The organism is Devosia beringensis, assembly GCF_014926585.1.
Classification (GTDB): domain Bacteria; phylum Pseudomonadota; class Alphaproteobacteria; order Rhizobiales; family Devosiaceae; genus Devosia; species Devosia beringensis.
The window spans coordinates 3,794,962-3,819,530 of sequence record NZ_CP045422.1; the positions used below are offsets into that span (position 1 = coordinate 3,794,962).

Consider the following 24,569-nt stretch of genomic DNA (forward strand, 5'->3'; position numbering starts at 1 on the left):
TTCTGGAACCAGCCACTCACCCAGTGCCCAACGGGCACCGGGATCGGTTGTCGCAGCGCTGTTGGGGCTGACAAGGCCGCGCGATCCGCGTACACACAAGCTCAATCAACCACCTTTCGGGATCATGGCGCGTCAAATGACTGCCGGTGAAGATATTGCCATGCGCCGCAAGAAGCTGCGCTACCGTGCCTGGCACCGCGGAACCAAGGAGATGGACCTCATCCTGGGGCCCTATGCCGATGCCCATACCGAGGCGCTCGACACGGCCGGCCTCGACCGGCTCGAGGCGCTGATGAGCGAGGAAGATCCGCCCCTGCTCACCTGGGTGATGGGGCAGGTGACGCCGCCAGACCATATCGATCTCGAGTTTCTGGCCGACGTAATAGCCGACCATCACGCCCGGCTGGCCAAATGAACGAGATCGTCGCCCAGCGCCCGACCCGCACCATTGCCAATGTGCCCGATGGCATGCAGCCATTGGTGCTGGCGCGGCTGATCCAGCAGCGGATCGAGGCGGCGCCCGACGATGCCGCCAGCATTGTCTTTGTCGCGCGCGACGGACGACGGCTGCAGCGCATGGCCGATATCCTCACCGCCATGCTGCCCGGCCATCCGGTGCTGACGCTGCCGGCCTGGGATTGCCTGCCCTATGACCGGGTCTCGCCCAACAACGTGACCATTGCCGCGCGGATGAACACGCTGGCGGCGCTGACCAGCGGCGCCAAGGGCGCCGTGGTGCTGACCACCGTCAATGGCTTGATCCAGCGCTTGCCGCCGCGCGACGTGGTGGAGACCATGTCATTTTCGGCGGCGGCGGGACGGATCGTCGACAGTGAAAAGCTGATCGGCTGGGCCGCCAATAATGGCTATCTGCGCGTTGCCACCGTGCGCGAGAGCGGTGAATTCGCCGTGCGCGGCGGCCTGGTCGACCTGTTCCCGGCCAGCGCCGAGTCGCCGCTGCGCTTCGACTTCTTCGGCAGCCAGCTGGAATCGATCCGCACCTTCGATCCGGACAGCCAGCGCACGACCGGCACACTCAAAGCCATTGCCCTGACGCCGATGAGCGAGGTGGTGCTGACCGAGACCACCATTCGCCGCTTCCGGCAGAACTATACCGCCACGTTTGGCGGCAATACCGCCGGCGACACGCTCTATGCCTCGATCAGCGGCGGTTCGCGCTATTCCGGTACCGAGCACTGGCTGCCATTTTTCTACGAGCATCTCGACACGCTGGCCACCTATGTGGGCGACGCACCCTTCGTGTTCGACGAGCAGGCCAGCGAGGCCTATGGCGACCGCGTGGCGCAGATCCGCGACTATTATGACGCCCGCGAAGCAGCGCGGCTCAGCCCGCAGGTGGCCGGCACCGGCGCGCCGTACAAGCCGGTAAAGCCGGAACTGCTCTATGCCGTGGACGAGCATCCCTATGCGCTGGCCGGCGCCTCGGTGATCCAGCTGTCCCAGTTCCTGGCGCCCGATACCAAGAAGGCAGACGATGCCGGCGGGCAGATTGCCCCCAGCTTTGCCGCCGAACGCCAGGCCACTGACACCAACCTGTTCCAGTCCGTCGTCGAGCGCCTGCTGGCCGAGCGCAAGGCTGGCCGCCGCACCGTGGTGGCCTGCTGGAGTATGGGCACGCGCGACCGCATGGCGCAGGTGCTCAAGGACCATGGGCTGACCAATCCGCGGCTGGCGGAAAACTGGCGCGATGCCGAGACGACCAGCGCTGCTACCACCTCGCTGGTGGTGCTGCCGCTTGAAAGCGGCTTTGCCACGAAAGACCTGCTGGTGCTGTCCGAGCAGGATATCCTGGGTGAGCGCATCCTGCGGCCGCAGCGCCGCAAGAAAGCCAGCGACGCGCTGACCGAGGCGGCGAGCCTGGCGGCCGGGGACCTCGTCGTGCATGTCGATCACGGTATCGGCCGCTTCCTCGGCCTCAAGGTCATCGAGGCGGGCGGCGCGCCGCATGAATGCGTCGAGCTTGAATATGGTGGCGACACCAAGCTCTACCTGCCGGTGGAAAATATCGAGCTGCTGACCCGCTATGGCAGCGACGAGGGCAATACCACGCTCGACAAGCTCGGCGGCGTCGCCTGGCAGGCCAAGAAGGGCAAGCTCAAGCAGCGCATCCGCGAGATGGCCGAGCAGCTGATCAAGATCGCTGCCGCCCGCCAGCTGACGCGTGCCGACGTGATCGAGATCAATCCCGGCGCCTATGACGAATTCGCCGCGCGTTTCCCCTATGAGGAGACCGAGGACCAGATGGCCGCCATTTCGGCGGTGTTCGACGATGTGACCTCGGGCCGCGTCATGGACCGCCTGGTCTGTGGCGACGTGGGCTTCGGCAAGACCGAGGTGGCTTTGCGCGCGGCCTTCGCCGTGGCGCTCAGCGGCAAGCAGGTCGCTGTGGTGGTGCCGACAACGCTGCTGTGCCGCCAGCATTTCAAGACCTTTGCCGAACGCTTTGCCGGCCTGCCGGTACGGGTGCGGCAGGCCTCGCGCATGGTCGGCTCGGCCGAGCTCAAGGCGACCAAGGAAGGCTTGGCCGATGGCCAGGTCGATATCGTCGTGGGCACCCATGCTTTGCTCAGCAAGACCATCCAGTTCCGCGACCTGGGCCTGCTGATTATCGACGAGGAGCAGCATTTTGGCGTCGGCCACAAGGAGCGCCTCAAGGACCTCAAGGCCAATGTGCACGTGCTGACGCTGACCGCGACGCCGATTCCGCGCACGCTGCAGATGGCGCTGACCGGGGTGCGCGATCTCAGCCTCCTGGCCACGCCGCCGGTCGATCGCCTGGCCATCCGCACCTTCATCTCGCCGTTTGACGCGCTGTCGGTGCGCGAGGCGCTGCTGCGCGAGAAGTATCGCGGCGGCCAGAGCTTTTATGTCGTGCCGCGCATCAAGGACCAGGTCGAGATCGCCGAGTTCCTCAAGGAGCAGGTGCCCGAGGTTTCCTTCGTCGTCGCCAATGGCCAGATGGCGCCGGGCGAGCTCGACGATGTGATGAATGCCTTTTACGACAACAAGTTCGACGTGCTGGTGGCCACCACCATCGTTGAATCCGGGCTCGATATTCCCAATGCCAATACGCTGATCGTACATCGGGCCGACCATTTCGGCCTGGCCCAGCTCTATCAGATCCGCGGCCGCATCGGCCGGGCCAAGGCGCGTGCCTATGCCCTGTTCACCGTGCCGCCCGATCGCAAGCTCACCGATACGGCCGAGCGCCGGCTGGGCGTGCTGCAGTCGCTTGAAAGCCTCGGCGCCGGCTTCCAGCTGGCCAGCCACGATCTCGACATTCGCGGGGCCGGCAACCTGCTGGGCGATGAACAGTCGGGCCATATCCGTGAGGTCGGCTACGAGCTCTACCAAGCCATGCTGGAAGAGGCCGTGGCCAATCTGCGCAATGGCGACGCTGATTACGAGGACAAGAACGAGTGGAGCCCGCAGATCTCGCTGGGCATGCCGGTGATGATCCCCGAATATTACGTGCCCGACCTGCAGCTGCGCATGCAGCTCTATCGTCGCCTGGGTGACCTGACCGACATCCGCGATATCGACGCCGCGGGCGCCGAGCTGATCGACCGCTTCGGGCCCTTGCCCGAGGAGGTCGAGGCGCTGCTCAAGGTGATTCTGGTCAAGGCGCTGTGCCGTCAGGCCAATGTCGAAAAGGTCGATGCCGGCCCCAAGGGTGCGGTCATTACCTTGCGCAACAACGAGTTCGCCAATCCGGCGGGCCTGGTCAAGATGGTCAGCGACCCGGCCAGCCAGGTGCGCATCAAGCCCGATCAGAAACTTGTGTTCGCCCGCAACTGGCCCACGCCCGGTGACCGGCTCAAGGGTGCAGCGGCGATTTTGTCCCGGCTGGCCAGACTTGTAGAGAATGTGGCGTGACGCACCGGCATAAACCCTGTCTCGCCATAATGCTTTGGCATGAGCTATTGGTCATGGTATTGCCCGAATTAAGCACTTGAAGGGCAGTTCAATATTCAAGGTGGCGTCAAGTCACCGGGACCGCCAAAAAAGCCAAGGAAATTCTATGAACTTCAGGAAACCCCTCGTCGCCGGTTTTGCGGTGGCTGCGCTTACGCTGTCCTCGATGTCGGCCTTTGCACAGGACGCAGCGCCTGCGCCCGCTCCGGATGCCGCCGCCACCGAGGCGCCAGCCGCCGATCCCGCTGCTGCCACCGACGCTGCCGCTCCGGCGGAAGGCGCCGCCTCGTCCAACTGGCTCAAGGTTTGCGATCCGCTGCCCGATGGCCAGAAGGCCTGTATCCTGCGCCAGGTTGTGGTGGCCAATGGCCAGTTCCTCGGCTCGTTCCTGCTGCGTGACGATCCGGGCCAGGAAAGCCGCCTGCTGGCCGTTGCTGCCGTGCCACTCGGCGTGCTGCTGCCGTTCGGCCTGACCTGGCAGATCGACGGCTCCAAGCCGGTGCGCGTGCCCTATATGCTGTGCGACCCCACCTCGTGCGCCACCCAGCTGGTGATCAACGAGCAGTATGTGAGTTCGCTCAAGAAGGGCAGCACACTCAAGCTGACCGCCAAGAACCGCCAGAACCAGGATCTGACCATCGAGATCAACCTGGCCGGCTTTACAGCCACCTATGACGGCGAAACTGCCATCACTTTCGACGAATTCCGCCAGGAAACCACCGGCGCGAACGCGCTGGAGCAGGTCTTGCAGGATCGCGCCGAGGAACTGCGCAAGCAGCTTGAGACCCCGGCGGCAGACGGTGCTGCGGCACCGGCAGCCGATGCGCCTGCCGCGGCGCCGGCGCCGGCTGCCCAGTAAGCCTGGACCAACCCATCGAGATTGCAGAGGGCGCGGGAAACCGTGCCCTTTCTGCTTTTCAGCGGCGCCCCATGCCGATGGCGAAGGCCTGGCGGCGCAGGGCGGGGGCCAGCTTTAGCGCCCAGAGCCCGCCGGCGCGCAGTGCCTGGGCCGGGATCATATCGGCCAGTAGCGAGCGGAACAGCGTATCCACCATGGTGCCGGTGCGGGCCAGATCGGCTGCCCGGCGGCGCGCATAGTCGGCGCTGACCGCACCGGCCCAGCCGGCCTGCGTGCGATCGGCAACGGCGAGGGCGGCGGCCAGATCGGCGACGTCGCGCAGACCCAGATTGAGGCCCTGCGCGCCGATGGGCGGGAAGGCATGCGCGGACTCGCCGGTGAGCACGACGCCGTCGAGGCCGGCGCTGGCCACGCTGAGGGCGCTGAGCGGGAACACGACGGCGGATGACGCCATGGCAATGCTGCCGAACAGGCGCTGCGACTTTTCGGCGAACAGGGTCAGCAGATGCTCGGCGCCGCCGGCCTGGGCCGCGCGCAGGGTTTCGGCGTCGTCGATCCAGACCAGGTTGGCGCGGTTATCGCCAGCGGGCACCAGGGTGAAGGGACCCTGGGGATAGTGGAACTCGATCGAGGTGCCGCCAATGGGCCGGCCCAGTTCGAGATCACAGACCAAAGCCGATTGGGTGAACGGACGGTCGCTGCTGCGCAGGCCGGCAGCCTGGCGCACGATGGACTTCTTGCCGTCGGCACCGACGATCAGTGGGGCCGTCAGGGTGGCGCCGTCGGGCAGGGTGACGCTCCAGCCGTCGCCAGTGAGCTGCAGGGAGGTGGCGCCCTGTGGCCGGATGGTGAGGTTGGGCAGGGTGGCGGCGACGGCGTGGAAACGCTCGAGCAGGCGCGCATTGCCGAAATTCCAGCCAAAGGCGTCGAGCCCGGCTTCCGTGGCGTCAAACAGGGTTTCGGGGGCGCGGATCAGGCGGCCGGTGGCGTCGATGATGCGGATCTGCGTCAGGGCATGGCCGAGGGTCTCAGGGGTGTCGATCAGGCCGGCCTGTTGCAGGTAATCGACGCTGGGCAGCATCAGCGCCGAGGTGCGGCGATCGGGCGGGGCGGGTGGCGCCAGGTGGATGGTGTGCAAGCCGGCCTGGGCGACGGCGATGGCGGCAGCGGTGCCGGCCAGCCCGCCGCCGACGACGATGGCGTCGGCGTCAAAGGGGCTCATTTCGCATCCGCCAGACGCCGGGCATGGCCGCTGGGGACGAAGAGACTGCCGGCATAGGAGCCGATCAGCATGGTGAGCAGAAAAATCCACAGATCGTCGGGCATGAAGGCGATCAGCGAAATGGCGGGGCCGGGGCAGATGCCGGCCATGCCCCAGCCGATGCCGAACAGCACCGCGCCGCCGATGAGGCGCCGGTCGATGCGATCATATTCGGGTTCGTGGAAGGCCTGGTCAAACAGCGGGGCCTGGCGGCTGCGGCTGATCCGGACGGCAATGAACATGATGACAATGGCCGGCACGATGACGAAGGCGAGGCTCGGATCCCAGCCGCCGGACGGAATGGCGGTGACATCGAGAAAGCGCAGCACCTTGGTGGCATCCACCATCTGCGAGACATAAAGGCCGGCGCCAAACAGGCCGCCGCTCAGGGCCGCCGTCGCCAGATAGGGCAGTTTGAGATTGGCCATCAGACGATTCCCGTCACGGCAACGGTGAGCATGGCCACCGCAAAGAACACGGCCACGGCCACCATGGACCGGCGCGACAGCCGGGCCAGGCCGCAGACGCCATGGCCGGAGGTGCAGCCATTGCCGATCTTGGTGCCGATGCCGGTGAGGAGGCCGGCAATGGCCAGCCAGACCGGGGTGGGAATGCCCCAGCCTGTCGGTGCGGGCACCAGTGTGGCGGGGACGTCGCCGCCCATGCCGATGGACGGCAGCAGGCGGGCGGCGAGGAAGGCGGCAGCGACCATGGCCAGCAGGAAGACGAGGCGCCAGACCAAGGTCTGGGCCGGTGGCAGCAATTGCCCGAAGACGCCGGAAATGCCGGCGATGCGGCCATTGCCCAGCCACAGCACGGCTGAGGCCAGGCCAATCAGGCAACCGCCTAGGGCGGCGGTGAGCGGCGTGAACGATTCCATCTCTATCTCTTTTTGACCCGGTTGCCGCCCAATCTATCACCCCCGAGCGCGCCGATGCCAGCGATGCGGCGCGCGCCATGTGCTGCGCAACGCCGCAGGGGCGGTGAAAACTCTGTCAGAGCCGCTTTTGTCGGCCGCAAGAACAGCCTAGACATGGATAATCGCCTGGTGGTGACTCGGAGACGACAATGCTTGAAATGCTGGCCGATCCCAATGTCTGGATTGCCTTTGGAACCCTGACGATCATGGAGATCGTGCTGGGGATCGACAATATCGTGTTCATTTCGGTGCTGGTGTCGCGCCTGCCGCGCGAGCAGGCCGATTTCGCCCGCAAGCTGGGTATCGGGCTGGCGCTGGTGTTCCGCATCATGCTGCTGTTCGTGATCAGCTGGATCGTGCAGCTGCAGGACCCGGTGTTCGAGGCCTTCGGGCATGGCTTCTCGTGGAAGGACATCATCCTGATCGGTGGCGGCGCCTTCCTGATCTACAAGGCTACCCATGAAATGCATGCGGCTATAGAGGATACACATGAAGTGGGTATGGCCGATGTCGCCAAGGCGACGCTGCAGGCGATCCTGATCCAGATCGTCATCGTCGACATGGTGTTTTCGATTGATTCCATCATAACGGCTGTGGGCATGGTGCCGGCCGACCAGGTGTTCGTCATGGTGGCCGCAGTGCTGGTCGCCGTGGGCGTGATGTTCGTGGCGTCGGGTCCGATCGCCAAGTTCGTTTCCGATCATCCGACCACCAAGATGCTGGCGCTCTCCTTCCTGCTGCTGATCGGCATGACGCTGGTGGCCGATGGCTTCGGCTTCCACATTCCCAAGGGCTATATCTACTCGGCCATGGCCTTCTCGGTGCTGGTGGAAATCTTCAACGTCTTTGCCAAGACCCGCAAGCTGCGCCAAGCCGGTGGCCATGCGGCCAAGCAGAGTTTCACGCCCTTTACCGGCGACACCGGCTCGGTCTCCAGCGAGGCTGCCCTGGCATCGCTGGGTCGCAGCGCCAGCCCGGCGGCCAGACCCGTTGCCGCCAAGCCGGTGACACCGGCAGCGCCGGCTGCCAAGCCGCGCAGCAGCAGTACGACCACCGCCAAGGCGCAGGCCCGACCCAAATCGGCCCCGCGCAAGCCTCGGACGCCCAAGTGAGCCGCGCCATCGTCGTCCATCACGTCGGGGGTCCCGACGTGATGGCTTTCGAGGAGCAGGCCGTGGGGGCACCGGGCCCCGGCGAGGTGGCGCTGCGCCACACCGCCATCGGGCTCAATTTCATCGACACCTACCAGCGCTCCGGGCTCTATCCGGTGCAGACGCCCTTCGTGGCGGGCAATGAGGCGGCCGGGGTGATCACGGCGCTGGGCGAAGGGGTGAGCGACTTCAAAATCGGCGACCGGGTCGTCTACCAAGGGCAGATCGGCGCCTATGCCACCGAGCGCCTGGCGGCTGCCGATCGCATGGTGCCGATTCCCGACGGCATCGACGACCAGACGGCGGCCGCCATCCTGCTCAAGGGGCTGACGGCCTATTACCTGCTGTTCCAGACCTGGCCGCTGGCTGCCGGCGAGACCATCCTATGGCATGCTGCCGCCGGCGGGACCGGGCTGATTGCCACGCAATGGGCCAAGGCGCTGGGCGCTACGGTGATCGGTACGGCCGGCAGCGACGACAAGACGGCGCTGGCCAAGGCGCATGGCTGCGATCATGTGATCAACTACACGACCGAGGACTTTGCCGCCCGCGTGCGGGAGCTCACCGATGGCCGCGGCGTCGATGTCGTCTATGACGGCGTCGGCAAGGCGACTTTCGACAAATCGCTCGACTGCCTGCGTCCGCGCGGCCTGCTGGCCAGCTTTGGCAATGCCTCGGGCGTGGTATCGATTCCCGACTTGATGGTGCTGGCGCGCAAGGGTTCGCTCTATGTGACCCGGCCGACCGGTGCAGCCTATCTGGGCCAGCGGCCCGCATTGCTTGAAGGCGCAAGACTGCTGTTCGCGGCTGTTGCCAGCGGCGCGATCAAGGTGCAGGTCAGCCAGACCTACAAGCTGGCCGATGCCGCCGAGGCGCATCGCGCCCTCGAAGGGCGCCAGACCACCGGGTCCGTCGTCCTGATCCCCTGATCCTCTGGACAGAATACCACTCTGCCGCTAAAGGCTCACCCGACGGGTGGGTGGCAGAGTGGTCGATTGCTCCGGTCTTGAAAACCGGCGGGCGTGCAAGCGTCCCGGGGGTTCGAATCCCTCCCCACCCGCCATTGCCCCCACATCTACTCAGACCATCACCGGTAGCCCAGGCTCAACCCGGATTTGCCGCGACCGGCGCCACGCGGGCGTCGTCGCGCACATACCAGTAGAGCAGGCTGCTGATCACGGCGGCGCAGAAGCACCAGACCGAGGGCAGGTTGAGGCTGAAGAAGCTGGCGGCAATGCCGAAGCCGACCAGGTTGGCCACGCCCAGCCAATGCAGCCGATGATCGCTGGCGATGAAGAATGCGCCGCAGGTGGCCAGCAGATAGACCATCTCCATGCCCGGCCAGATTCCGGCCGGATTCTGGTAGACCAGGCACTGGTGTTCGACATGCACCGAAAAGCCATAGAGCGCCATGACTACCAGCGTATAGACCGCCATGGCGCCGCCCAGCGCCACGACCATGCCGATGAGCCGGCGGCGCATGGCGTGGGGCTCAAGCAGCAGCAGGCTGAGGGGAATCAATACCGGCCAGACCATGCCGACAAAGAAGGCGTAGAACTGGGCCAGGCCATGCAGTGCCGGACCAGTATCGGCCCGGTCGAGGGCTAACCAGATGAAGCCTTCGGTCAGCTGCTGCACGCCGAACAGCAGCGGGATGGCAGCCAGGAGCCTGATTTCAGGCCGGCGCGCCTGGCGCAGGGCCAGCACGCCGACGGTCGCAATCACCAGGCCAGTGGTGAAACTGACGGAAGCCGAAAAGCACATGATGGGGCCTGTCCGGGTCGGGCGGCGCCTGTATGGGCGCCGTCTCTGGGTCGATGCCCACATCCAGGGGCCACGCACCAGGGGCACGCGCCGATGCAGGCTAGCAGAAACCGGCCGGGATCGAGGAATAAAGCGCGGCAAGGCGGTTGGACAATGAGGCCGGTGGCTGTATGGACCGGTTCGGCCCGATCATGTATCTGTGGCCGACGCGCTGCCTGCCAATTGTACGGGCGCTGAAGTCGCCGTCTGCGAGACAAGGAACTGCCCGTGAGCCGCAAGGAATTCGAAGCGTCAAAGATGCGCCGGCTGAAGCGCATTGCCGGCCGGTATGGCCTGACCATCCTGACGGCGGAAAAGCTGACGGCCAAGATGGGCAAGGGCGGCCACGCCATCCGCGAGGACGAGAGCCACAAGGTGATTTTCGGGGACAGCCCGCAGCCGTTTTCGGCGACCTTCGATGAAATCGAAGCCTATGTCGAAAAACTCGAGGCGGACGAAGAGTAAGCGGCGCTGACCTTTATGGCAATCGCCTGAGAGTCTGGCTGCTCCAAATTTCATTATTTATTCTGTAACTGGAATCGCGTCACACTGCCTCCATTGGCTACCTTTGGAGGCGCGTTATTGTGTTTACTCTGATCAACGCCGACGCAGAAGAAGACGACGCCGAAATCACCGATCCCCAGGAAATTGCAGAATTGTTCGCTGCCATTGCCACGGTCGCCATCGAGGCGATCGGCGCAGGGCAGGCGAGACAGCTGTTTGATGCTGTCATCGAGCAAGAGGGCAAGGACCCCAACTAGAGCCGGACGACGCACCCGACCCGGCAGGTCAATCTGGTCGCTATCGCATGGCGATATCGGCACTCACAAACGGTCTTCCGAGGCAGGCAGAGCTCCTGGCCTTATGGACCGGATTGACTGATCCGGGCTGGTCCGCAGGACCAGCCGCATGTTGCGCCCAGGAGGCTGCCTCATGACCGGTTCGACCGTCACCGACACATTTCCGACGCCAACCCTTGTGCTTCTGGGCGACAGTGCCGTGCTGGTGCGCTTCGGGACAGTGCTGACCGATGTCGCCAACCAGGCGGCGATCGCGCTGACCGGCATGCTCGATCGCGAGCCGATCGAGGGCGTGCTTGAAGTGGTGCCCAATCTGGTGTCGGTCCTGCTGCGCTATGATCCCCGCAGGAGCGCCGCCGCCGATATTGCCGGGCAGTTGCGCTTGCGGCTGTTCGCGCTGGCTGACGCACCTGCTCTCGCCGGACAGGCCTGGACGGTGCCGGTGCATTTTGATGGCCGCGACCTCGAGAGTGTTGCCAATCTGCTGAAGATGACGATCCCGGAATTCATAGCGGCGCACAATGCCGCGCCGCTGCGGGTGCTGGCGACCGGCTTTGCCCCGGGCTTTGTGTATTGCGGTCTGCATGGCGAGGCGCTGGTGGCGCCGCGGCGCACCGAGGTAAGGCCCATGGTGTCGCCGGGCACCGTGCTGTTTGCAGCCGGCCAAACCGCCATTACCGCCACCGAGCTGCCGACCGGCTGGCACATTATCGGTCGTACCGATTTCGGCAATTTCGACCCGACGGCAGTACCGCCGACACGATTGCAAGCGGGTGACGCCATCCAGTTTACGGTGGCGGCATGAGTGCCATCATCGCCATTACCCGCGCCGGACCGTTGACCAGCGTGCAGGATGACGGCCGGTTTGGCCAGTTGCGCCATGGCATCAGCGCGTCCGGCCCGATGGATGGCGCCAGCTACCGGCTGGCCGGGGCCCTGGTGGGCGCGGAGCAGGGCGGCGTCGAGTTCACCACGGCCGGGCTGGCGCTGCGGCTGCAAAGCGGATCCTGCGGCGTCGGCATGGCGGGCGGCAGCTTTGTCGCCCGGCACAATGGCGCTATCGTGGGCTGGCCGGGCGCGGTGACGCTGGAGGCCGGCGACGAATTCAACATCACGCCCGGTTCTGCCGGCAATTACGGCTACTTGCGCTTTGCCGGCAGGCTGGTGCTGCCCGCCATGATGGGAAGCCTCGCCACCAGCAGCCGGGCGCGGCTGGGCGGGGTGGCGGGCAGGGCGCTGCAGGTGGGCGATGTGCTCGAACTGGCGGAACCGCGGGCGGCTGCGCCCCAGGCCATTGCCGCGGCCATAGAGGCAGAAGGGCCAATCCGCTTTGTCTGGGGCCTGCATGCCGAGCTGTTCCCGACCCAGACCAGACAGCGCTTTGTCGAGACGGGCTTTACGGTATCGCGCCAGCTCGACCGCATGGGCGTGCGACTGGAAGATGGCGGCGGTGTGTTTGCCGAGGCCAGGAGCCTGTCGCTGGTGTCCGACGCCATCGTGCCCGGTGATATCCAGATCCTGGGCGATGGCACGCCGATCGTGCTGATGCGCGATCACCAGCCCACGGGCGGCTATCCGCGCATTGCCACCATCATCAGCGCCGATATCGACCGCTTTGCGCAGCTGCGCCCGGGCAGCGATCTTGCCTTTGCCCCGGTCAGTGTGGCACACGCCCAGCAGCTCCTGCGGAACCAGCAATCATGATCTCGATCGATCTCAATGCCGATCTGGGAGAGGGCACCGGTCATGACGATGACCTGCTCGACATCGTCTCGAGCGCCTCGATCGCCTGCGGCGGCCATGCCGGCGACGCCGCAACCATAAGGCATATTCTCAAGATCTGCCGGGCCCGCAATGTGCGGGCCGGGGCGCATCCGGGCTATGCCGACCCCAAGCGGTTCGGCCGGTTCCGGCTGGTCATGCCGCTCGACCAGCTGCTGGGTCAGATCCGCGAGCAATTGTTCCTGGTGCGCTTCATTGCCGACGAGGTGGGGCACCCACTCTCCTATGTGAAATTGCATGGGGCGCTGGCCAACCAGACGGCCGAGGAACTGGCCTTTGCTGTTGGTATTTTCGCCACGATCCAGGGCATGGCGCCGCATATGGCGGTGCTGGCGCTCGACAATAGTCAGCAGGTGCGGGCGGCCAAGGCTGTGGGCATGCCGTTGATCCGCGAGGCCTATGCCGACCGCGCCTATACGGCCGAGGGCCTGCTGGTGCCGCGGAGCCAGGAAGGGGCGGTGATCCAAGATGTCGATGCGGTGATCGCGCGCTGCCTGCGGCTGGCCAAGACGGGCGAGCTGGTGGCCATTGACGGCACGGTGATGACATCGGCGGCGCGCTCGATCTGCCTGCATGGCGATACGCCGGGCGCGGTCGACCTGGCGCGCGAGGTACGCGATGCGCTCGAGGGCGAGGGGATTGCCATTGCAGCGAATGCGCCGGAAATGCCGGAGGGGTAGAACTTACCCTGGGTCTCTCAACGGGGAGAGGTGAGATCGGCGGAATGCCTTTAGTCGACAGACCCAGGGTAGAGCGTGCCGGCCCGCGGCGGAAAACCGCCGGGCCGGAAACCGTTTGCCGCGCTAGATGGCGAGGTATTCGTGGCGTAGCTCGGTATTGTCGAGCACTTCCCTGGCAGTGCCGGAGAAGGCCACTTCGCCGGTGTCCAGAATGACGGCGCGATCGGCCAGCTTGAGCGCGGCGACGGCATTCTGTTCAACGATGATGGTGGTGATGCCCAGCGGCTTGATCGAATGGAGGATCCGCTCGATCTCGTGCACGATGACCGGGGCCAGGCCCTCATAGGGCTCGTCGAGCAGCAGGAGCTTCAGATTGCGGGCCAGGGCCCGGGCGATGGCCAGCATCTGTTGCTCGCCACCCGAGAGGGTCACGCCCTCCTGCTTGCGCCGTTCGGCCAGGCGCGGAAAGCTCTCGTAGATCTGGTCAAGGCTCCAGCCGACCCCTGGCGCGACCTGGGCCAGGAAGATGTTTTCTTCGACTGTCAGGCCGGCAATTATGCGCCGGTCCTCGGGGACCAGCTGGATGCCGGCCTGGGCGGCCTGGTAGCTCTTCATCTGGTGAATGGGTTCGCCATCGAGCCAGATTTCGCCCTGCCGCATCTGCGGCGTGTCGGTGCGGGCGAGGGTGCGCAGGGTCGAGGTCTTGCCGGCGCCGTTGCGCCCGAGCAGAGCGAGGATTTCGCCCTTGCGGATATCGAAGGAGACGCCCTGCACGATATAGCTCTCGCCATAGTAGGCGTGTACGTCGCGCACCGAAAAGAACGGCCGGGTGGCTTCGACCGAGGCGGCCTGGCTGCCGCTGCCAATCTGGGTTTCCATTGCCATGGTACTCATGCGACTTCGCCTCCGAGATAGGCTTCCTGCACCTTGGGATTGCCGCGCACCTGATCGGGAGTGCCATCGGCGATGATGCGGCCCTGGGCCAGCACCGAGATCTTGTCGGCCAGCGAGAACACCACATGCATGTCGTGTTCGATGATGACCTTGGTCATGCCGCGGCTCTTGATCTTCTTGAGCAGTTCGATCGTGGTATTGGTGTCATGCCGGCTCATGCCGGCAGTGGGTTCATCGAGCAGCAGCAGGCGCGGATGCTGGATCAGGCACATGGCCAGTTCCATGCGGCGCTTGTCGCCGCGGCTGAGGCTGCCGGCATGATCGGAGCGGCTGCTCAGCATGCCGACATCCTCGAGCATGTGCTCGGCTTCCTGGCGGATGGCTTTTTCCTGGTCGAGGCCGGAGAACATGTTGAGGCGGAAGGCGCCGTCACGCTTGGCAAGAGCGGGGATCATGACATTGTGCAGCACGCTGAGATCGGCGAAGATTTCCGGCGTCTGGAACACCCGGGCAATGCCGAGCTGGTTGATCTCATAGGGCTTGCGCCCGGTGAGCACTACGCCATCGAAGACCACCTGGCCGCTGGTCGGGGCCAGCTTGCCGATGATGACATTGAGCAGGGTCGACTTGCCGGCGCCATTGGGGCCGATGATGGCGTGGGTCTGGCCCTCCTCGACCTCGAGGTCGATATCGGCCAGGGCATGCAGGCCGCCGAAGCGCTTGTGGACGTCGGCAACATGCAGCACGACATTGGGTACACTCATCTGGGGCGTCCTATTCGGCGGGCTGTGGCTGGGGAGCGGTCTTGCTCGGCGGCGGCGACTTGCGGAAGAGCTGGGCGATGCGCCGCACCCCTTCCATCACGCCGCCGGGCAGGAAGACCACGATGAGCACGAAGACCAGGCCCAGGGTGAGGAACCAGCCCTCGCCGACGAACTTGCTGCTGATGGTGACGGCTGCCTGATCGAACCCGTCGGGCAGGAAGCTCCAGAAGCGCGCCAGGATGCTGTCGTTGAGCGCCGAGAAGATGTTCTCGAAATACTTGATGATCCAGGCGCCGATGACCGGGCCCACCAGGGTGCCGGCGCCGCCCAGAATGGTCATCAGCACCACTTCGCCCGAGGCTGTCCACTGCATGCGCTCGGCACCAGCCAGGGGGTCGGTGACGGCCAGCAGGGCGCCGGCCAGACCGGCATACATGCCCGAGATGACAAAGGCCGCCAGCGTATAGGGACGGGTATTGAAGCCGGTATAGTTCATGCGGATCTGGTTGGACTTGATGCCCTTGAGCATCATGCCGAAGGGCGAGTTGGTGATGCGCTGGGCGATGAAGAAGGCAAGGATCAGGAAGCCGGCGCAGAAATAGAAGCCAGCAAAGCCGCCCAGCGACTGCCCAAGCAGGGTGGGCACCGGCTGGCCGGGCATGGCCTCGCCAAACAGACGATCGACATGGCGCGGATCGTTGATGGTCAGCTGCAGGCCGGTCTCGCCATTGGTGATCGGGGTGAGCACCGAATAGGCGAGGTTATAGCTCATCTGGGCGAAGGCCAGGGTCAGGATGGAAAAGTAGATGCCGGAGCGGCGCAGGCTGAGATAGCCGATAACCAGAGCAAACACGCCCGAGATGATGATGGCGAACAGCATGGCCGGCAGGGCATCAAGGCTGAGCAGCTTGAACGACCAGACGGCGGCGTAGGAGCCGACGCCGAAGAAGGCGGCGTGGCCGAAGCTGAGATAGCCGGTGAGACCGAACAGGATGTTGAAGCCGACGGCGAAGATGCCGAAGATCATGAAGCGCTGCAGCAGATCGGGATAGGCGGCGCCGAAGGGCGCCATCCAGATCGGCATGGCCAGCACCACGATGGCGAAGCCCAGGAACAGCAGAAGGTCGTTGCGGGACATGGCCATTGGATCAGGCCTCCATCACGCCGCGGCGACCAAACAGGCCACGCGGCAATACGAGCAGAATGACGACGGCGACGAGATAGATGATGATCTGGTCGATGCCGGGGACGAGCGCTTTTACCTGGGTCATCGAGGCAAAGGACTGCAGGATGCCGAGCAAGAACCCAGCCGCCACGGCGCCGGGCAGGGAGCCCATGCCGCCAACCACCACGACCACGAAGCTGAGCACGAGGAAATCCATGCCGAGGTGGTAATTGGGCGGCAACAAGGGGGTGTACATGACGCCAGCGACACCGGCGACGACAGCCGCCAGGCCGAACATGATGGTGAAGCGCTTGTCGATATTGATGCCGAGCAGGCCGACGGTTTCGCGGTCGGCCATGCCGGCGCGGACCACCATGCCGAAAGTGGTGAACTGCAGGAAGGCAAACACCCCGCCAATGATGACGGCCGAGAACAGGAAGTAGATCAACCGCCAGATCGGATAGGTGATGACATTGGCCTGCATGCCCAGGAAGGCGCCGATATCGGCCGCGCCACGCAGGTCGGTCGGCATGGGCTGGGGAATGGGATTGGGGCCGAAGAAGGACTTGATGACTTCCTGCGCCACGATGGCCAGGCCAAAGGTCACGAGGATCTGTTCGGCATGGGGGCGTTTGTAGAAGTGCTTGATGATGCCGCGCTCAAGCGCCACGCCGATCACGAGCATGATGGGAATGGTGATGATGATACTGAAGGGCACCGAATAGTTGACCAGCACGGCGCCGAAATCGCCGAACCAGGCCTGGACCAGGGGTTCGCGGATCTCGAGCGGTTGGCCCCAGGGGGAGAGCTGCTCGGGATCGATGGTGACGGTTTCCATCGTCAGAATCTGGCGGAACAGCACGGCGCAGAAGGAGCCCAGCATGAACAGCGCGCCATGGGCGAAATTGACCACGCCCAGCGTGCCGAAGACCAGGGTCAGTCCCAGCGCGATCAGCGCATAGGCGGCGCCTTTGTCGAGGCCGTTGAGGAATTGCAGAAAGATGACTTCGAACATGGTTTTGGTCCTAGCGAGCCCGGCGTCCGGTAGCCTCGTGGCGACCTGCCGAACACCGCAAGGTGGCCGACAGGTCGGGAGGCAGGGCCTCACCCCTGGACAGGCTCGGGGCGAGGCCTACTGAGAAATGGGCCGCTCCACGAATGGGGCGGCCGCGCGATCAGCACATCGGTACGGGTTCTGCCGGGCCGAGGTCCCCGCCGAAGATGGCCGGATCATAGGCCACGGCTTCGCGATCGATTTCCTGCACGACGTTGAGCACGTCATACTCGCTGGTCGGGTTGTCATTGCCCTGCACGACGAGGACCGACTTGATGCACTGGTGGTCTTCGGCGCGGTAGAGGGTCGGACCATTGCCCATGCCGTCGAACTCGTGGCCTTCCAGCGCCTTGATCACTTCAGGCGGATAGAAGGTACCGGCGCGCTCGCAGGCGTCGGCATAGAGCAGGGCCTGCACATAAGCCGTGTGGGCGGCCTGGGACGGCGGGGCGCCATAGGCGGCGCCGAAGGACTTGGTGAAGGCCTTGGTGCCTTCGTCCTGCAGGTTCCAGTGCCAGTTGGAGGTGCCGAAAATACCCTTGATGTTGGCACCGGCGCCCTTGGCCATCAGTTCGGAGAACAGCGGCACGACGATCTGGAAGTCCTTGCCGTTGACCTGGCGGTCACGCATGCCGAACTGCACAGCCTGGGTCAGCGAGTTCACCATGTCATTGCCATAGTGGTTGAGGATCAGCACGTCCGCGCCCGAATTGAGCACCGGCGTCAGGAACTGGCTGAAATCGCCGGCGCCCAGGGGCGTGCGGACGGCTTCGACAGTCTGCCAACCGAGCGCTTCGGTGGCGGCCTTCATAGATTCCTCCTGGGTCCAGCCCCAGGTATAGTCGGCCGTCAAGTGATAAGCGCGGCGGTCGGCGCCGTATTCCTGGCCAAGCACCGGACCCAAGCCGATGCCGGACTGGTAGGCGTTGAAGAAGTGGCGGAAACCGTAGCGGCGCTTGTCCTTGCCGGTCGTGTCATTGGAGTGGGTGAGGCCCGCCATGAAGATGACGCCCAGTTCCTGGCAGAGGCCCTGCACCGCGATGGCTTCGCCCGAGGACGAGCCGCCGGTGACCATGATGGCCCCGTCGCGTTCGATCATGCGGGTGGCGCCGGCACGGGCCACGTCGGACTTGGTCTGGCTGTCGGAGGTCACGAAGGCGACCTTCTTGCCCAGGATGCCATTGCCCTTGAGAGCGGTCGGGGTGAGGACGTTGATCAGCCCGCCATCGCCTTCGCCGTTGAGGTGCTGGATGGCCAGTTCGTAGGCCTTCTGCTCGTCGGCACCTTCTTCGGCATAGGCGCCGGTCAGCGGCAGGTTGAGGCCGAACGTCACCGTGTCACCGGTCGGGTTGTTGCAGAACTCCTGCGCCCACGCGCCCCGGGTCAGGATCATGGGTGCAATACCAGTGCCGATAATGCCGGCCATGCCGGTCTGCAGCACTCGACGGCGGCTGAGGCCGCGCTTCAAAAGTGTCATTGATTTCCTCCTTTTGGCGCGGGGCAACTGATACTTAGCCAGCAGCTCACCGCAGGTAGAGTATTTCCCCATAAGCAAACGTCGGCAATAGGGCGTTGTAATTGCTAGGATAATCTGTCAATTATTGATCTGGAATTCGCCATCTTCTGTCACGTTGTTGACAGATGAGGCGAAAAACGAGGATCCGGCCATGCGCGCACCGATCGGCTTCCGCATCAGCAACAGACGGAAATTGCTGCGCATTTCCCAAGCCAGCCTGGCGCGGCTGGTCGGCATTTCGCCCAGCTATCTCAACCTGATCGAGAACAACAAACGCGATATCGGTGGGGCTCTGCTCAACCGCGTGGCCACGCAATTGCAGATCGATGTCGATGAACTTGCCGGGCGCACCGAGCAGAAACTGCTGCAGGACCTCGAAGAAGCTTTCGCCGATCCGGTGGTTGAGTCGCTGCCGTTCCGGCCCGAGGAACGGCGCGAACTGGTGGCGCAATATCCCGCCAGTGCCGCGGCGCTAGCCCGGCTACACCGTGCCTATACCGATGCCGTGTCCAATGCCGATGCCTATGCCGACCGGCTGCGCTCCGACCCGCTGCTCAGCCAGCTGCTGCACCAGATCCTTTCCGGCGTCACCGCTATCCGCTCCAGCGCGGAAATTCTCGAAGATGTCGCCGATCTCGACGAGGCCGAGCGGCGGCGTTTCCTGGGGGCCATCGGACGCGAAACGCTGGCGCTGACGGATGTGGCGCGCAACCTGATCGGCCAGTTCGACACCTCGAGCGAAATCAGCCGCAACGTATCGCCAGCGCGCGAGATCGACGATCTGATCATCGAGCGACAGAACCACTTTCCCATTCTCGAGGAAGCGGCGGACAGCTTGCGGGTCGAGATAGCCCGAGCCGGCCCGTTCAACATCGCCACCCTGGTCGCCGTGCTGGACGAGAAGTTCGGGGTGACCGTGGCCTTTGGCGGGCCGCCGGCCGAACCGGACTTTCCCGGCCAGTACCAGTTCGACGCTACTGGCCGCCGCCTGTGGTTCCAGGGCACGACGACGCTGGCCACACGGCAGTTCCAGCTGGCGCGCCTCTATGGTGAACTGGCTGCGGCCGATGCGATCGGGCAGACGCTGCAGAGCGCGGTGCTGTCCACGCCGACGGCGCGGCGGCTGGCGTCGCGGGCGGTTGGCTCCTATCTGGCGGGCGCCATGGTGTTTCCCTATCAGCGGATGCTGGCCGATGCCGAGGCCAATGCCTATGACATCGACCATCTGCGCCAGGTCTACAATGCCAGCTTCGAGCAGGTCGCCCATCGGCTGGTGACCCTGCGCCGGCCGGGGCAGGAGGGCGTGCCCTTCGGCTTCCTGCGCTCCGATCCGGCCGGACGCCTCACCAAGCATTTTCCGCTGCCCGGCCTGCTGCTGCCCAATAGCGGCCATGCCTGCCCGCTCTGGGCTATTTACGGCGCTTTCCGTATGCCCGACGCGCCCTTGCGGCAGGTGGTGCGGTTTTCCGACGGCTCGCGCTACCTGTTCCTGGCCCGCACGGTGCAACGCCGGACCGCTGCCTTCCGCGAGCAGATCGTGGCGTCTTCGGTCATGCTGGCTTGTGACGTGCTGCATGCCGACCGGACCATCTATGCCTCGGGGCTCGATCTGGACGACTTGTCGGCCGACATTCCGGTAGGCCCCAGCTGCCGGCTGTGTACCCGCCGGGACTGCGCCAGCCGGCAGGAAGAGACGCTGTCGCCCGATGCCGGGGCGTCGCGAACCCGGGCGCCGCTGCTGCCGGCCGCATTTGCGCTTGGAGATCCGGCCTGATTGCGGTTAAGTGGACGGGCATTCGCGGAGGGGAGACCGCGTTTGACGAGGGGGAAAGTTGGCAGTCGACATACTCATTGCCGAGGACGAGCCGAGCATTCTGGAATCGCTCGATTTCATTCTGCGGCGCGCCGGCTACAGCATCGGGGCGGTGACCGACGGCGATGCCGTGCTTGACGCCGTTCGCCGCCTCAGCCCGCGCCTGCTGGTGCTCGATGTCATGCTGCCCAAGCGCAGCGGCTTTGACGTGCTCAAGCAGATCCGCGCCAATCTCGAGCTGCGGGACATGCCGGTGTTGATCCTGACCGCCAAGGGCCAGCAGCAGGACCGCCGCACCGCCGAGGAACTGGGTGCCGACGGCTTTGTGACCAAGCCCTATGCCAATGCCGAAGTGGTCGGCGCGGTGCGGCAATTGCTGGCTGGACATGGCGGAGCGGCGTAAACTCATTGCCAGCATGCTGGTGCTGACGGTGAGCGGCGCGCTGCTGCTGGTGCCGCCGCTGGTCTATGTGTTCAATCAGCCGATCACCCATTTCGGCACGCCCCAGATCGTCATCTACCTGTTCGTGGTCTGGCTGCTGCTGATCATCGGCACGGCCGCGCTGAACCGCGGCCTGCCGCCCGATAGCGCCAATCCGGCCAACGGGGCGGAGGGCGACTGATGCTGTCAGCCGATTTCGTCATCGCCACCGCTGTCGGCTATGTCGGGCTGCTGTTCGTGCTCGCCTTTTTCGGCGACCGCAGGGCGCGCGCCAATACCAAGTCGTTCCTGCATTCGCCGGCAGTCTATACGCTGTCGATTTCGGTCTATTGCACCAGCTGGACGTTCTACGGTGCCGTGGGCAATGCGGCCCGCTCGGGCCTTGAATTCCTCACTATCTATCTCGGACCGACGCTGGTCTTTGTCGGCTGGTGGTTCCTGCTGCGGCGACTGGTGCGCATCAGCCACAACCAGCGCATCACCTCGCTGGCCGACCTGCTGTCCTCGCGCTTCGGCAAGTCCAACCGGTTGGCCGTGCTGGTCACCTGCATCGCCGTGATCGGCATCGCGCCCTATATCGCGCTGCAGCTCAAGGCCGTGACCTCCTCGATCCAGACGGTGGCCGGCGCCTCCGAATTCGGCCAAGGGAGCCTGGCCGGCATTGACGATGTGGGCCTGGCCTTTGGCGTTGCGGCCGCCATGGCGGTGTTCACCATCCTGTTCGGCACCCGCCATGTCGATGCCAAGGAGCAGCATCACGGCGTGGTCGCGGCCATTGCCTTCGAGGCAGTGGTCAAGCTGGCCGCGCTGCTGGCCGTGGGCATTTTCGTGGTCTATGCCGGGGGCGGGCTTGAGCCGATCTTCACCCGGGCCAGCGAGATGGGCGTGGGGCTGCAGCCCGACAAGGGCTTTGACGATCGCTGGCTGACGACGCTGGCACTGTCGGTGGCGGCGATCGTCTGCCTGCCGCGGCAGTTCCAGGTGACGGTGGTGGAGAATTCGGACGAAAACCACCTGCGCGTCGCCAGCTGGGCCTTCCCCGCCTATATGCTGCTGATGAGCCTGTTCATCCTGCCCATCGCCATGTTCGGGCTCATCACGCTGCCCGCCGGCTCCAATCCCGACATGTTCGCGCTGACGCTGCCCATGGCCTTCGGGCAGGATGCGCTGGCGCTGTTTGCCTTTATCGGCGGCTTCTCCTCGGCCACCTCGATGATCATCCTGGAATCCATCGCGCTGTCGATCATGGTGTCCAACCATATCGTCATGCCGCTGGTGCTGCGCTTCAGCTCGGGCCAGGGCAGTGGCGACGGGCAGGGGGTCAGCCACCTGCTGCTGGTGGCGCGCCGCTTTTCCATCGTGCTGATCCTGTCGCTGGGCTTCTTCTACTTTTTCTTCACCCGCGACTCGGACGCGCTGGCGCCGATCGGGCTGATTTCCTTTACCGCTATCGCCCAGTTCTTTCCGGCGGTGCTGGCGGCGCTGTTCTGGCGCGACGCCTCGCTGCGGGCGGCGACTGCGGCCATTGCCGTGGGCTTTGTGGTCTGGGTCTGGTGCAGCTTCCTTCCCTCGTTCGAATCCGTGTCGCCAGCGGTAGCCACGCTGATGCGTGAGGGGCCCTGGGGCATTGCCTGGCTGCGGCCGGAAGCGCTGTTCGGGTTCGACGGGCTCGACCCGCTGAGCCACGCCGCCTTCTGGAGCCTGACGCTCAATGTGGTTACGCTGACCGTGGTATCGCTGCTGACGAAGCAGTCGAGCCTGGAACGGATCCAGGCGACGCTGTTCGTCGACGTGTTCAAGCGCGGCCATACGGCCCAGGGCAATTTCGTGCGCGGCTCCGCCACGGCCAATGATCTGTTCTTCGTGGCCGAGCGGGTGCTGGGCGAGCGGCGTGCGGCGGCGCTGTTCGAGACGGCGGCGCGCGATATCGGCGTCGAGCCTGACCAGCTCGAGCCGTCCTCGAAGTTCATCGGCGAACTCGAGCGCGAGCTGGCCGGTTCGATCGGGGCGGCCTCGGCTCATGTCATGCTGTCCAAGGTGGTGTCGGGCAGCGACGTGTCGCTCGAAGAGGTCATGCAGATGGCCGACGAGACCCAGCAGGTCATCGAATATTCCCAGCAGTTGGAAAAGACCTCGGCCGAACTGCGCTCCACAGCGCAAAAGCTTGAGGACGCCAATGTGCAACTGCGCGAACTGGACAGCCAAAAGGACGAGTTCCTCAGCCAGGTGAGCCACGAGGTGCGCACGCCGATGACCTCGATCCGCTCGTTCTCGGAAATCCTACTCGAGCCGGAGGGGCTGGATGCGGCGACGCGGCAGCATTTCGTTTCGACCATCCACCAGGAGAGCCTGCGGCTGACCAAGCTGCTCGACGAAATCCTCGACCTGTCGGCGCTTGAGCGGGGCGAACGGGCCTGGGACAATGCGCCCATCGACGCGGAAAGCGCCCTCGACCGGGCACTGCGGGTCTGCGATGCGCTGCTGCGCGAGCGCGGCATGCGGGTGGAAATGGGCGACCGCGCCCAGGCCACCATGGTCGAGGGCGATGCCGACCGGCTGTGCCAGGTGTTCATCAACCTCGTCTCCAACGCGGTCAAATACAACGACGCCGCCCATGGCGTGGTGCGGGTCACGTCATCGGTGCGGGCGGGCAGTTATATCGTCGATATTGCCGACAATGGCCCGGGCATTCCCAAGCGCGAACGCAAGCTGATCTTCGAGAAGTTCTCGCGCGGGGAACATGGCGCCAGCGACCAGAGCGGGGCCGGGCTGGGCCTGGCGATTTCGCGCCAGATCGTGGCGCGCATGAACGGCACGCTCGATCTGGTACAGGGCCCCTTGCCAGGGGCCTGCTTCCGCGTACGCCTGCCGGTGATCCGCTAATAGTGGCCGGAATCGGGAATGTTGAGGATGTGCCCGCAGGCCTTGCAATGCACCGCGTCCGGATCATGGTTCTGCAGCCCGCATTCCGGGCAGGGGAAGTGCACCTTGTTGGGCCGGAAGATCGACTGAGCCAGTTTGACGAAGAGGGAAATGCCCACGATCATGATGGCGATCGACGCCAGCTTGCCGCCTGTTCCGGGCAGGGTGATGTCGCCAAAGCCCGTGGTGGTGACCGTGGCCACGGTGAAGTAAAGCGCATCGACATAGCCGGCAATGCTGTCGCCGCGGGGATTGGCAAAGGCGGTATAGACAAACCCGGTCACCACGAAGAGGAAGACCAGCAGGTTGATGACGGCCTGGATAGTCTCCTTGTGCTCCATCAAACCGCGCTTTTTCAGCGGGCGCCAGAAGGTGACGGAATGGGTGGTCGTCCATAGGCGCAGAATGCGCAGGAAGCCCAGGTTGAAGAAGTAGTTCGGGACCAGCAGCGTGACCAGAATGAAGATGTCGAGGATAACCGGGATCTGCCTGGACCAACGGCCAATATCGGTGGAGGCCAGGGCCCTGGCCGTCAGGTCAACCGCCAGCAACAGGGCGATGGAATAGTCGATCCACAGGAAATTCTCGTTATCGCGCAGCAGCGGCGAGGCGATGAAAAACACGATGATGGCCAGATCCACCACCAGGACGGCGAACTGGAACCGCAGCGCCTTGGGTGTGTGGCTGTGATAGAGCAGTCGCAAATGGTGACGCAGCTGCATGAAGCGGCCGGTTTCGACCGTTTCGCTAGTCACCTTCTTGTCAGTCTCGCTACCCATGCCCTACCCACTTGTCAGCCCGACTTCGC

At 64.8% G+C, this 24,569-nt stretch carries 24 protein-coding genes and 1 tRNA gene; 15 read left to right on the forward strand and 10 right to left on the reverse strand.

Going from position 1 to position 24,569, the window contains the following annotated elements; translation table 11 throughout:
* The first annotated feature begins 136 nt into the window (after positions 1–136).
* From GDR53_RS18430 to GDR53_RS18440, 3 genes are all read left to right on the forward strand, one after another.
* A complete protein-coding gene (locus tag GDR53_RS18430; RefSeq protein WP_232846670.1) occupies positions 137–415 on the forward strand; it encodes an FAD assembly factor SdhE in 279 nt (92 codons plus the stop codon).
* Positions 412–3,897 (forward strand): transcription-repair coupling factor, encoded by a 3,486-nt coding sequence (gene mfd, locus GDR53_RS18435; protein ID WP_193335873.1) that lies wholly within the window; start codon positions 412–414, stop codon positions 3,895–3,897. Before GDR53_RS18430 ends, mfd begins: the two co-directional genes overlap by 4 nt.
* 145 nt (positions 3,898–4,042) lie before the next feature.
* Complete coding sequence (locus tag GDR53_RS18440; RefSeq protein WP_193335874.1) at positions 4,043–4,795, forward strand: invasion associated locus B family protein; 753 nt, start codon at positions 4,043–4,045, stop codon at positions 4,793–4,795.
* Between the two features lie 58 nt (positions 4,796–4,853).
* Here the strand turns inward: GDR53_RS18440 and GDR53_RS18445 are convergent, their stop codons facing one another.
* The 3 genes from GDR53_RS18445 to GDR53_RS18455 are packed head-to-tail and all read right to left on the reverse strand — an operon-like array spanning position 4,854 to position 6,936.
* Positions 4,854–6,017, reverse strand: a complete 1,164-nt coding sequence (locus tag GDR53_RS18445) for an FAD-dependent monooxygenase (RefSeq protein WP_193335875.1) — start codon at positions 6,015–6,017, stop codon at positions 4,854–4,856.
* Positions 6,014–6,484, reverse strand: coding sequence for a DUF6691 family protein (locus GDR53_RS18450; protein ID WP_193335876.1), 471 nt, complete (start codon positions 6,482–6,484; stop codon positions 6,014–6,016). The genes GDR53_RS18445 and GDR53_RS18450 overlap by 4 nt, the downstream gene beginning before the upstream one ends.
* Positions 6,484–6,936 carry a YeeE/YedE family protein gene (locus GDR53_RS18455; RefSeq protein ID WP_193335877.1) on the reverse strand — a complete coding sequence of 151 codons (453 nt, stop codon included), beginning with the start codon at positions 6,934–6,936 and terminating at the stop codon, positions 6,484–6,486. The genes GDR53_RS18450 and GDR53_RS18455 overlap by 1 nt, the downstream gene beginning before the upstream one ends.
* Before the next feature lie 188 nt (positions 6,937–7,124).
* On the opposite strand from GDR53_RS18455, the gene GDR53_RS18460 reads away from it, so the two are divergent.
* From GDR53_RS18460 to GDR53_RS18470, 3 genes are all read left to right on the forward strand, one after another.
* Entirely contained in the window at positions 7,125–8,087 is a 963-nt protein-coding gene (locus tag GDR53_RS18460) for a TerC family protein (protein WP_193335878.1), read from the forward strand.
* On the forward strand, positions 8,084–9,055 hold the full coding sequence (locus GDR53_RS18465; protein ID WP_193335879.1) for a quinone oxidoreductase family protein: 972 nt from the start codon (positions 8,084–8,086) through the stop codon (positions 9,053–9,055). The genes GDR53_RS18460 and GDR53_RS18465 overlap by 4 nt, the downstream gene beginning before the upstream one ends.
* A 44-nt stretch (positions 9,056–9,099) precedes the next feature.
* Positions 9,100–9,189, forward strand: a tRNA-Ser gene (locus tag GDR53_RS18470).
* Positions 9,190–9,230: 41 nt separating this feature from the next.
* On the opposite strand, the gene GDR53_RS18475 is transcribed toward GDR53_RS18470, so the two are convergent.
* Positions 9,231–9,890 carry a DUF6629 family protein gene (locus GDR53_RS18475; RefSeq protein WP_193335880.1) on the reverse strand — a complete coding sequence of 220 codons (660 nt, stop codon included), beginning with the start codon at positions 9,888–9,890 and terminating at the stop codon, positions 9,231–9,233.
* Between the two features lie 267 nt (positions 9,891–10,157).
* On the opposite strand from GDR53_RS18475, the gene GDR53_RS18480 reads away from it, so the two are divergent.
* The 5 genes from GDR53_RS18480 to GDR53_RS18500 all read left to right on the forward strand — a co-directional run bounded on the left by GDR53_RS18480 (position 10,158) and on the right by GDR53_RS18500 (position 13,191).
* Positions 10,158–10,394 (forward strand): hypothetical protein, encoded by a 237-nt coding sequence (locus GDR53_RS18480; RefSeq protein ID WP_193335881.1) that lies wholly within the window; start codon positions 10,158–10,160, stop codon positions 10,392–10,394.
* A 119-nt stretch (positions 10,395–10,513) separates the two neighbouring features.
* Positions 10,514–10,690 (forward strand): hypothetical protein, encoded by a 177-nt coding sequence (locus tag GDR53_RS18485; protein ID WP_193335882.1) that lies wholly within the window; start codon positions 10,514–10,516, stop codon positions 10,688–10,690.
* Positions 10,691–10,862: 172 nt separating this feature from the next.
* Positions 10,863–11,534, forward strand: a complete 672-nt coding sequence (locus tag GDR53_RS18490; protein WP_193335883.1) for a 5-oxoprolinase subunit B family protein — start codon at positions 10,863–10,865, stop codon at positions 11,532–11,534.
* Positions 11,531–12,433 (forward strand): 5-oxoprolinase subunit C family protein, encoded by a 903-nt coding sequence (locus GDR53_RS18495; RefSeq protein ID WP_193335884.1) that lies wholly within the window; start codon positions 11,531–11,533, stop codon positions 12,431–12,433. The genes GDR53_RS18490 and GDR53_RS18495 overlap by 4 nt, the downstream gene beginning before the upstream one ends.
* Positions 12,430–13,191: a 5-oxoprolinase subunit PxpA gene (locus tag GDR53_RS18500; protein WP_193335885.1), complete on the forward strand. Its 762-nt coding sequence runs from the start codon at positions 12,430–12,432 to the stop codon at positions 13,189–13,191. The genes GDR53_RS18495 and GDR53_RS18500 overlap by 4 nt, the downstream gene beginning before the upstream one ends.
* Before the next feature lie 123 nt (positions 13,192–13,314).
* Here GDR53_RS18500 and GDR53_RS18505 read toward each other — a convergent pair whose 3' ends face one another.
* The 5 genes from GDR53_RS18505 to GDR53_RS18525 form a co-directional block, all read right to left on the reverse strand.
* Positions 13,315–14,070 carry an ABC transporter ATP-binding protein gene (locus GDR53_RS18505; protein WP_232846848.1) on the reverse strand — a complete coding sequence of 252 codons (756 nt, stop codon included), beginning with the start codon at positions 14,068–14,070 and terminating at the stop codon, positions 13,315–13,317.
* Positions 14,071–14,081: 11 nt separating this feature from the next.
* Positions 14,082–14,849, reverse strand: a complete 768-nt coding sequence (locus tag GDR53_RS18510) for an ABC transporter ATP-binding protein (protein ID WP_193335887.1) — start codon at positions 14,847–14,849, stop codon at positions 14,082–14,084.
* 10 nt (positions 14,850–14,859) lie between these two features.
* A complete protein-coding gene (locus GDR53_RS18515; protein ID WP_193335888.1) occupies positions 14,860–15,993 on the reverse strand; it encodes a branched-chain amino acid ABC transporter permease in 1,134 nt (377 codons plus the stop codon).
* A gap of 4 nt (positions 15,994–15,997) precedes the next feature.
* Complete coding sequence (locus tag GDR53_RS18520) at positions 15,998–17,029, reverse strand: branched-chain amino acid ABC transporter permease (protein ID WP_193335889.1); 1,032 nt, start codon at positions 17,027–17,029, stop codon at positions 15,998–16,000.
* 160 nt (positions 17,030–17,189) lie between these two features.
* Entirely contained in the window at positions 17,190–18,545 is a 1,356-nt protein-coding gene (locus tag GDR53_RS18525) for a substrate-binding protein (RefSeq protein WP_193335890.1), read from the reverse strand.
* A gap of 190 nt (positions 18,546–18,735) precedes the next feature.
* On the opposite strand from GDR53_RS18525, the gene GDR53_RS18530 reads away from it, so the two are divergent.
* The 4 genes from GDR53_RS18530 to GDR53_RS18545 are packed head-to-tail and all read left to right on the forward strand — an operon-like array spanning position 18,736 to position 23,722.
* Positions 18,736–20,358 carry a helix-turn-helix domain-containing protein gene (locus tag GDR53_RS18530; protein ID WP_193335891.1) on the forward strand — a complete coding sequence of 541 codons (1,623 nt, stop codon included), beginning with the start codon at positions 18,736–18,738 and terminating at the stop codon, positions 20,356–20,358.
* Between the two features lie 58 nt (positions 20,359–20,416).
* On the forward strand, positions 20,417–20,800 hold the full coding sequence (locus tag GDR53_RS18535) for a response regulator transcription factor (protein ID WP_193335892.1): 384 nt from the start codon (positions 20,417–20,419) through the stop codon (positions 20,798–20,800).
* Positions 20,784–21,020 carry a hypothetical protein gene (locus GDR53_RS18540; protein WP_193335893.1) on the forward strand — a complete coding sequence of 79 codons (237 nt, stop codon included), beginning with the start codon at positions 20,784–20,786 and terminating at the stop codon, positions 21,018–21,020. Before GDR53_RS18535 ends, GDR53_RS18540 begins: the two co-directional genes overlap by 17 nt.
* On the forward strand, positions 21,020–23,722 hold the full coding sequence (locus GDR53_RS18545; protein ID WP_193335894.1) for a sensor histidine kinase: 2,703 nt from the start codon (positions 21,020–21,022) through the stop codon (positions 23,720–23,722). The genes GDR53_RS18540 and GDR53_RS18545 overlap by 1 nt, the downstream gene beginning before the upstream one ends.
* Here GDR53_RS18545 and GDR53_RS18550 read toward each other — a convergent pair.
* Positions 23,719–24,540, reverse strand: coding sequence for a potassium channel family protein (locus GDR53_RS18550; RefSeq protein WP_193335895.1), 822 nt, complete (start codon positions 24,538–24,540; stop codon positions 23,719–23,721). The genes GDR53_RS18545 and GDR53_RS18550 overlap by 4 nt on opposite strands.
* Positions 24,541–24,569 lie beyond the last annotated feature (29 nt).

Excerpts from the sequence above, each read along its gene's own strand:
- GDR53_RS18540 (WP_193335893.1), top strand. The coding sequence starts at position 20,784 with ATGGCGGAGCGGCGTAAACTCATTGCCAGCATGCTGGTGCTGACGGTG.
- GDR53_RS18510 (WP_193335887.1), bottom strand. The coding sequence starts at position 14,849 with ATGAGTGTACCCAATGTCGTGCTGCATGTTGCCGACGTCCACAAGCGC.
- GDR53_RS18500 (WP_193335885.1), top strand. The coding sequence starts at position 12,430 with ATGATCTCGATCGATCTCAATGCCGATCTGGGAGAGGGCACCGGTCAT.
- GDR53_RS18440 (WP_193335874.1), top strand. The coding sequence starts at position 4,043 with ATGAACTTCAGGAAACCCCTCGTCGCCGGTTTTGCGGTGGCTGCGCTT.
- GDR53_RS18550 (WP_193335895.1), bottom strand. The coding sequence starts at position 24,540 with ATGGGTAGCGAGACTGACAAGAAGGTGACTAGCGAAACGGTCGAAACC.
- GDR53_RS18530 (WP_193335891.1), top strand. The coding sequence starts at position 18,736 with ATGCGCGCACCGATCGGCTTCCGCATCAGCAACAGACGGAAATTGCTG.
- GDR53_RS18430 (WP_232846670.1), top strand. The coding sequence starts at position 137 with ATGACTGCCGGTGAAGATATTGCCATGCGCCGCAAGAAGCTGCGCTAC.
- GDR53_RS18450 (WP_193335876.1), bottom strand. The coding sequence starts at position 6,484 with ATGGCCAATCTCAAACTGCCCTATCTGGCGACGGCGGCCCTGAGCGGC.
- mfd (WP_193335873.1), top strand. The coding sequence starts at position 412 with ATGAACGAGATCGTCGCCCAGCGCCCGACCCGCACCATTGCCAATGTG.
- GDR53_RS18505 (WP_232846848.1), bottom strand. The coding sequence starts at position 14,070 with ATGGAAACCCAGATTGGCAGCGGCAGCCAGGCCGCCTCGGTCGAAGCC.
- GDR53_RS18515 (WP_193335888.1), bottom strand. The coding sequence starts at position 15,993 with ATGGCCATGTCCCGCAACGACCTTCTGCTGTTCCTGGGCTTCGCCATC.
- GDR53_RS18545 (WP_193335894.1), top strand. The coding sequence starts at position 21,020 with ATGCTGTCAGCCGATTTCGTCATCGCCACCGCTGTCGGCTATGTCGGG.
- GDR53_RS18490 (WP_193335883.1), top strand. The coding sequence starts at position 10,863 with ATGACCGGTTCGACCGTCACCGACACATTTCCGACGCCAACCCTTGTG.
- GDR53_RS18475 (WP_193335880.1), bottom strand. The coding sequence starts at position 9,890 with ATGTGCTTTTCGGCTTCCGTCAGTTTCACCACTGGCCTGGTGATTGCG.
- GDR53_RS18460 (WP_193335878.1), top strand. The coding sequence starts at position 7,125 with ATGCTTGAAATGCTGGCCGATCCCAATGTCTGGATTGCCTTTGGAACC.
- GDR53_RS18525 (WP_193335890.1), bottom strand. The coding sequence starts at position 18,545 with ATGACACTTTTGAAGCGCGGCCTCAGCCGCCGTCGAGTGCTGCAGACC.
- GDR53_RS18495 (WP_193335884.1), top strand. The coding sequence starts at position 11,531 with ATGAGTGCCATCATCGCCATTACCCGCGCCGGACCGTTGACCAGCGTG.
- GDR53_RS18520 (WP_193335889.1), bottom strand. The coding sequence starts at position 17,029 with ATGTTCGAAGTCATCTTTCTGCAATTCCTCAACGGCCTCGACAAAGGC.
- GDR53_RS18455 (WP_193335877.1), bottom strand. The coding sequence starts at position 6,936 with ATGGAATCGTTCACGCCGCTCACCGCCGCCCTAGGCGGTTGCCTGATT.
- GDR53_RS18445 (WP_193335875.1), bottom strand. The coding sequence starts at position 6,017 with ATGAGCCCCTTTGACGCCGACGCCATCGTCGTCGGCGGCGGGCTGGCC.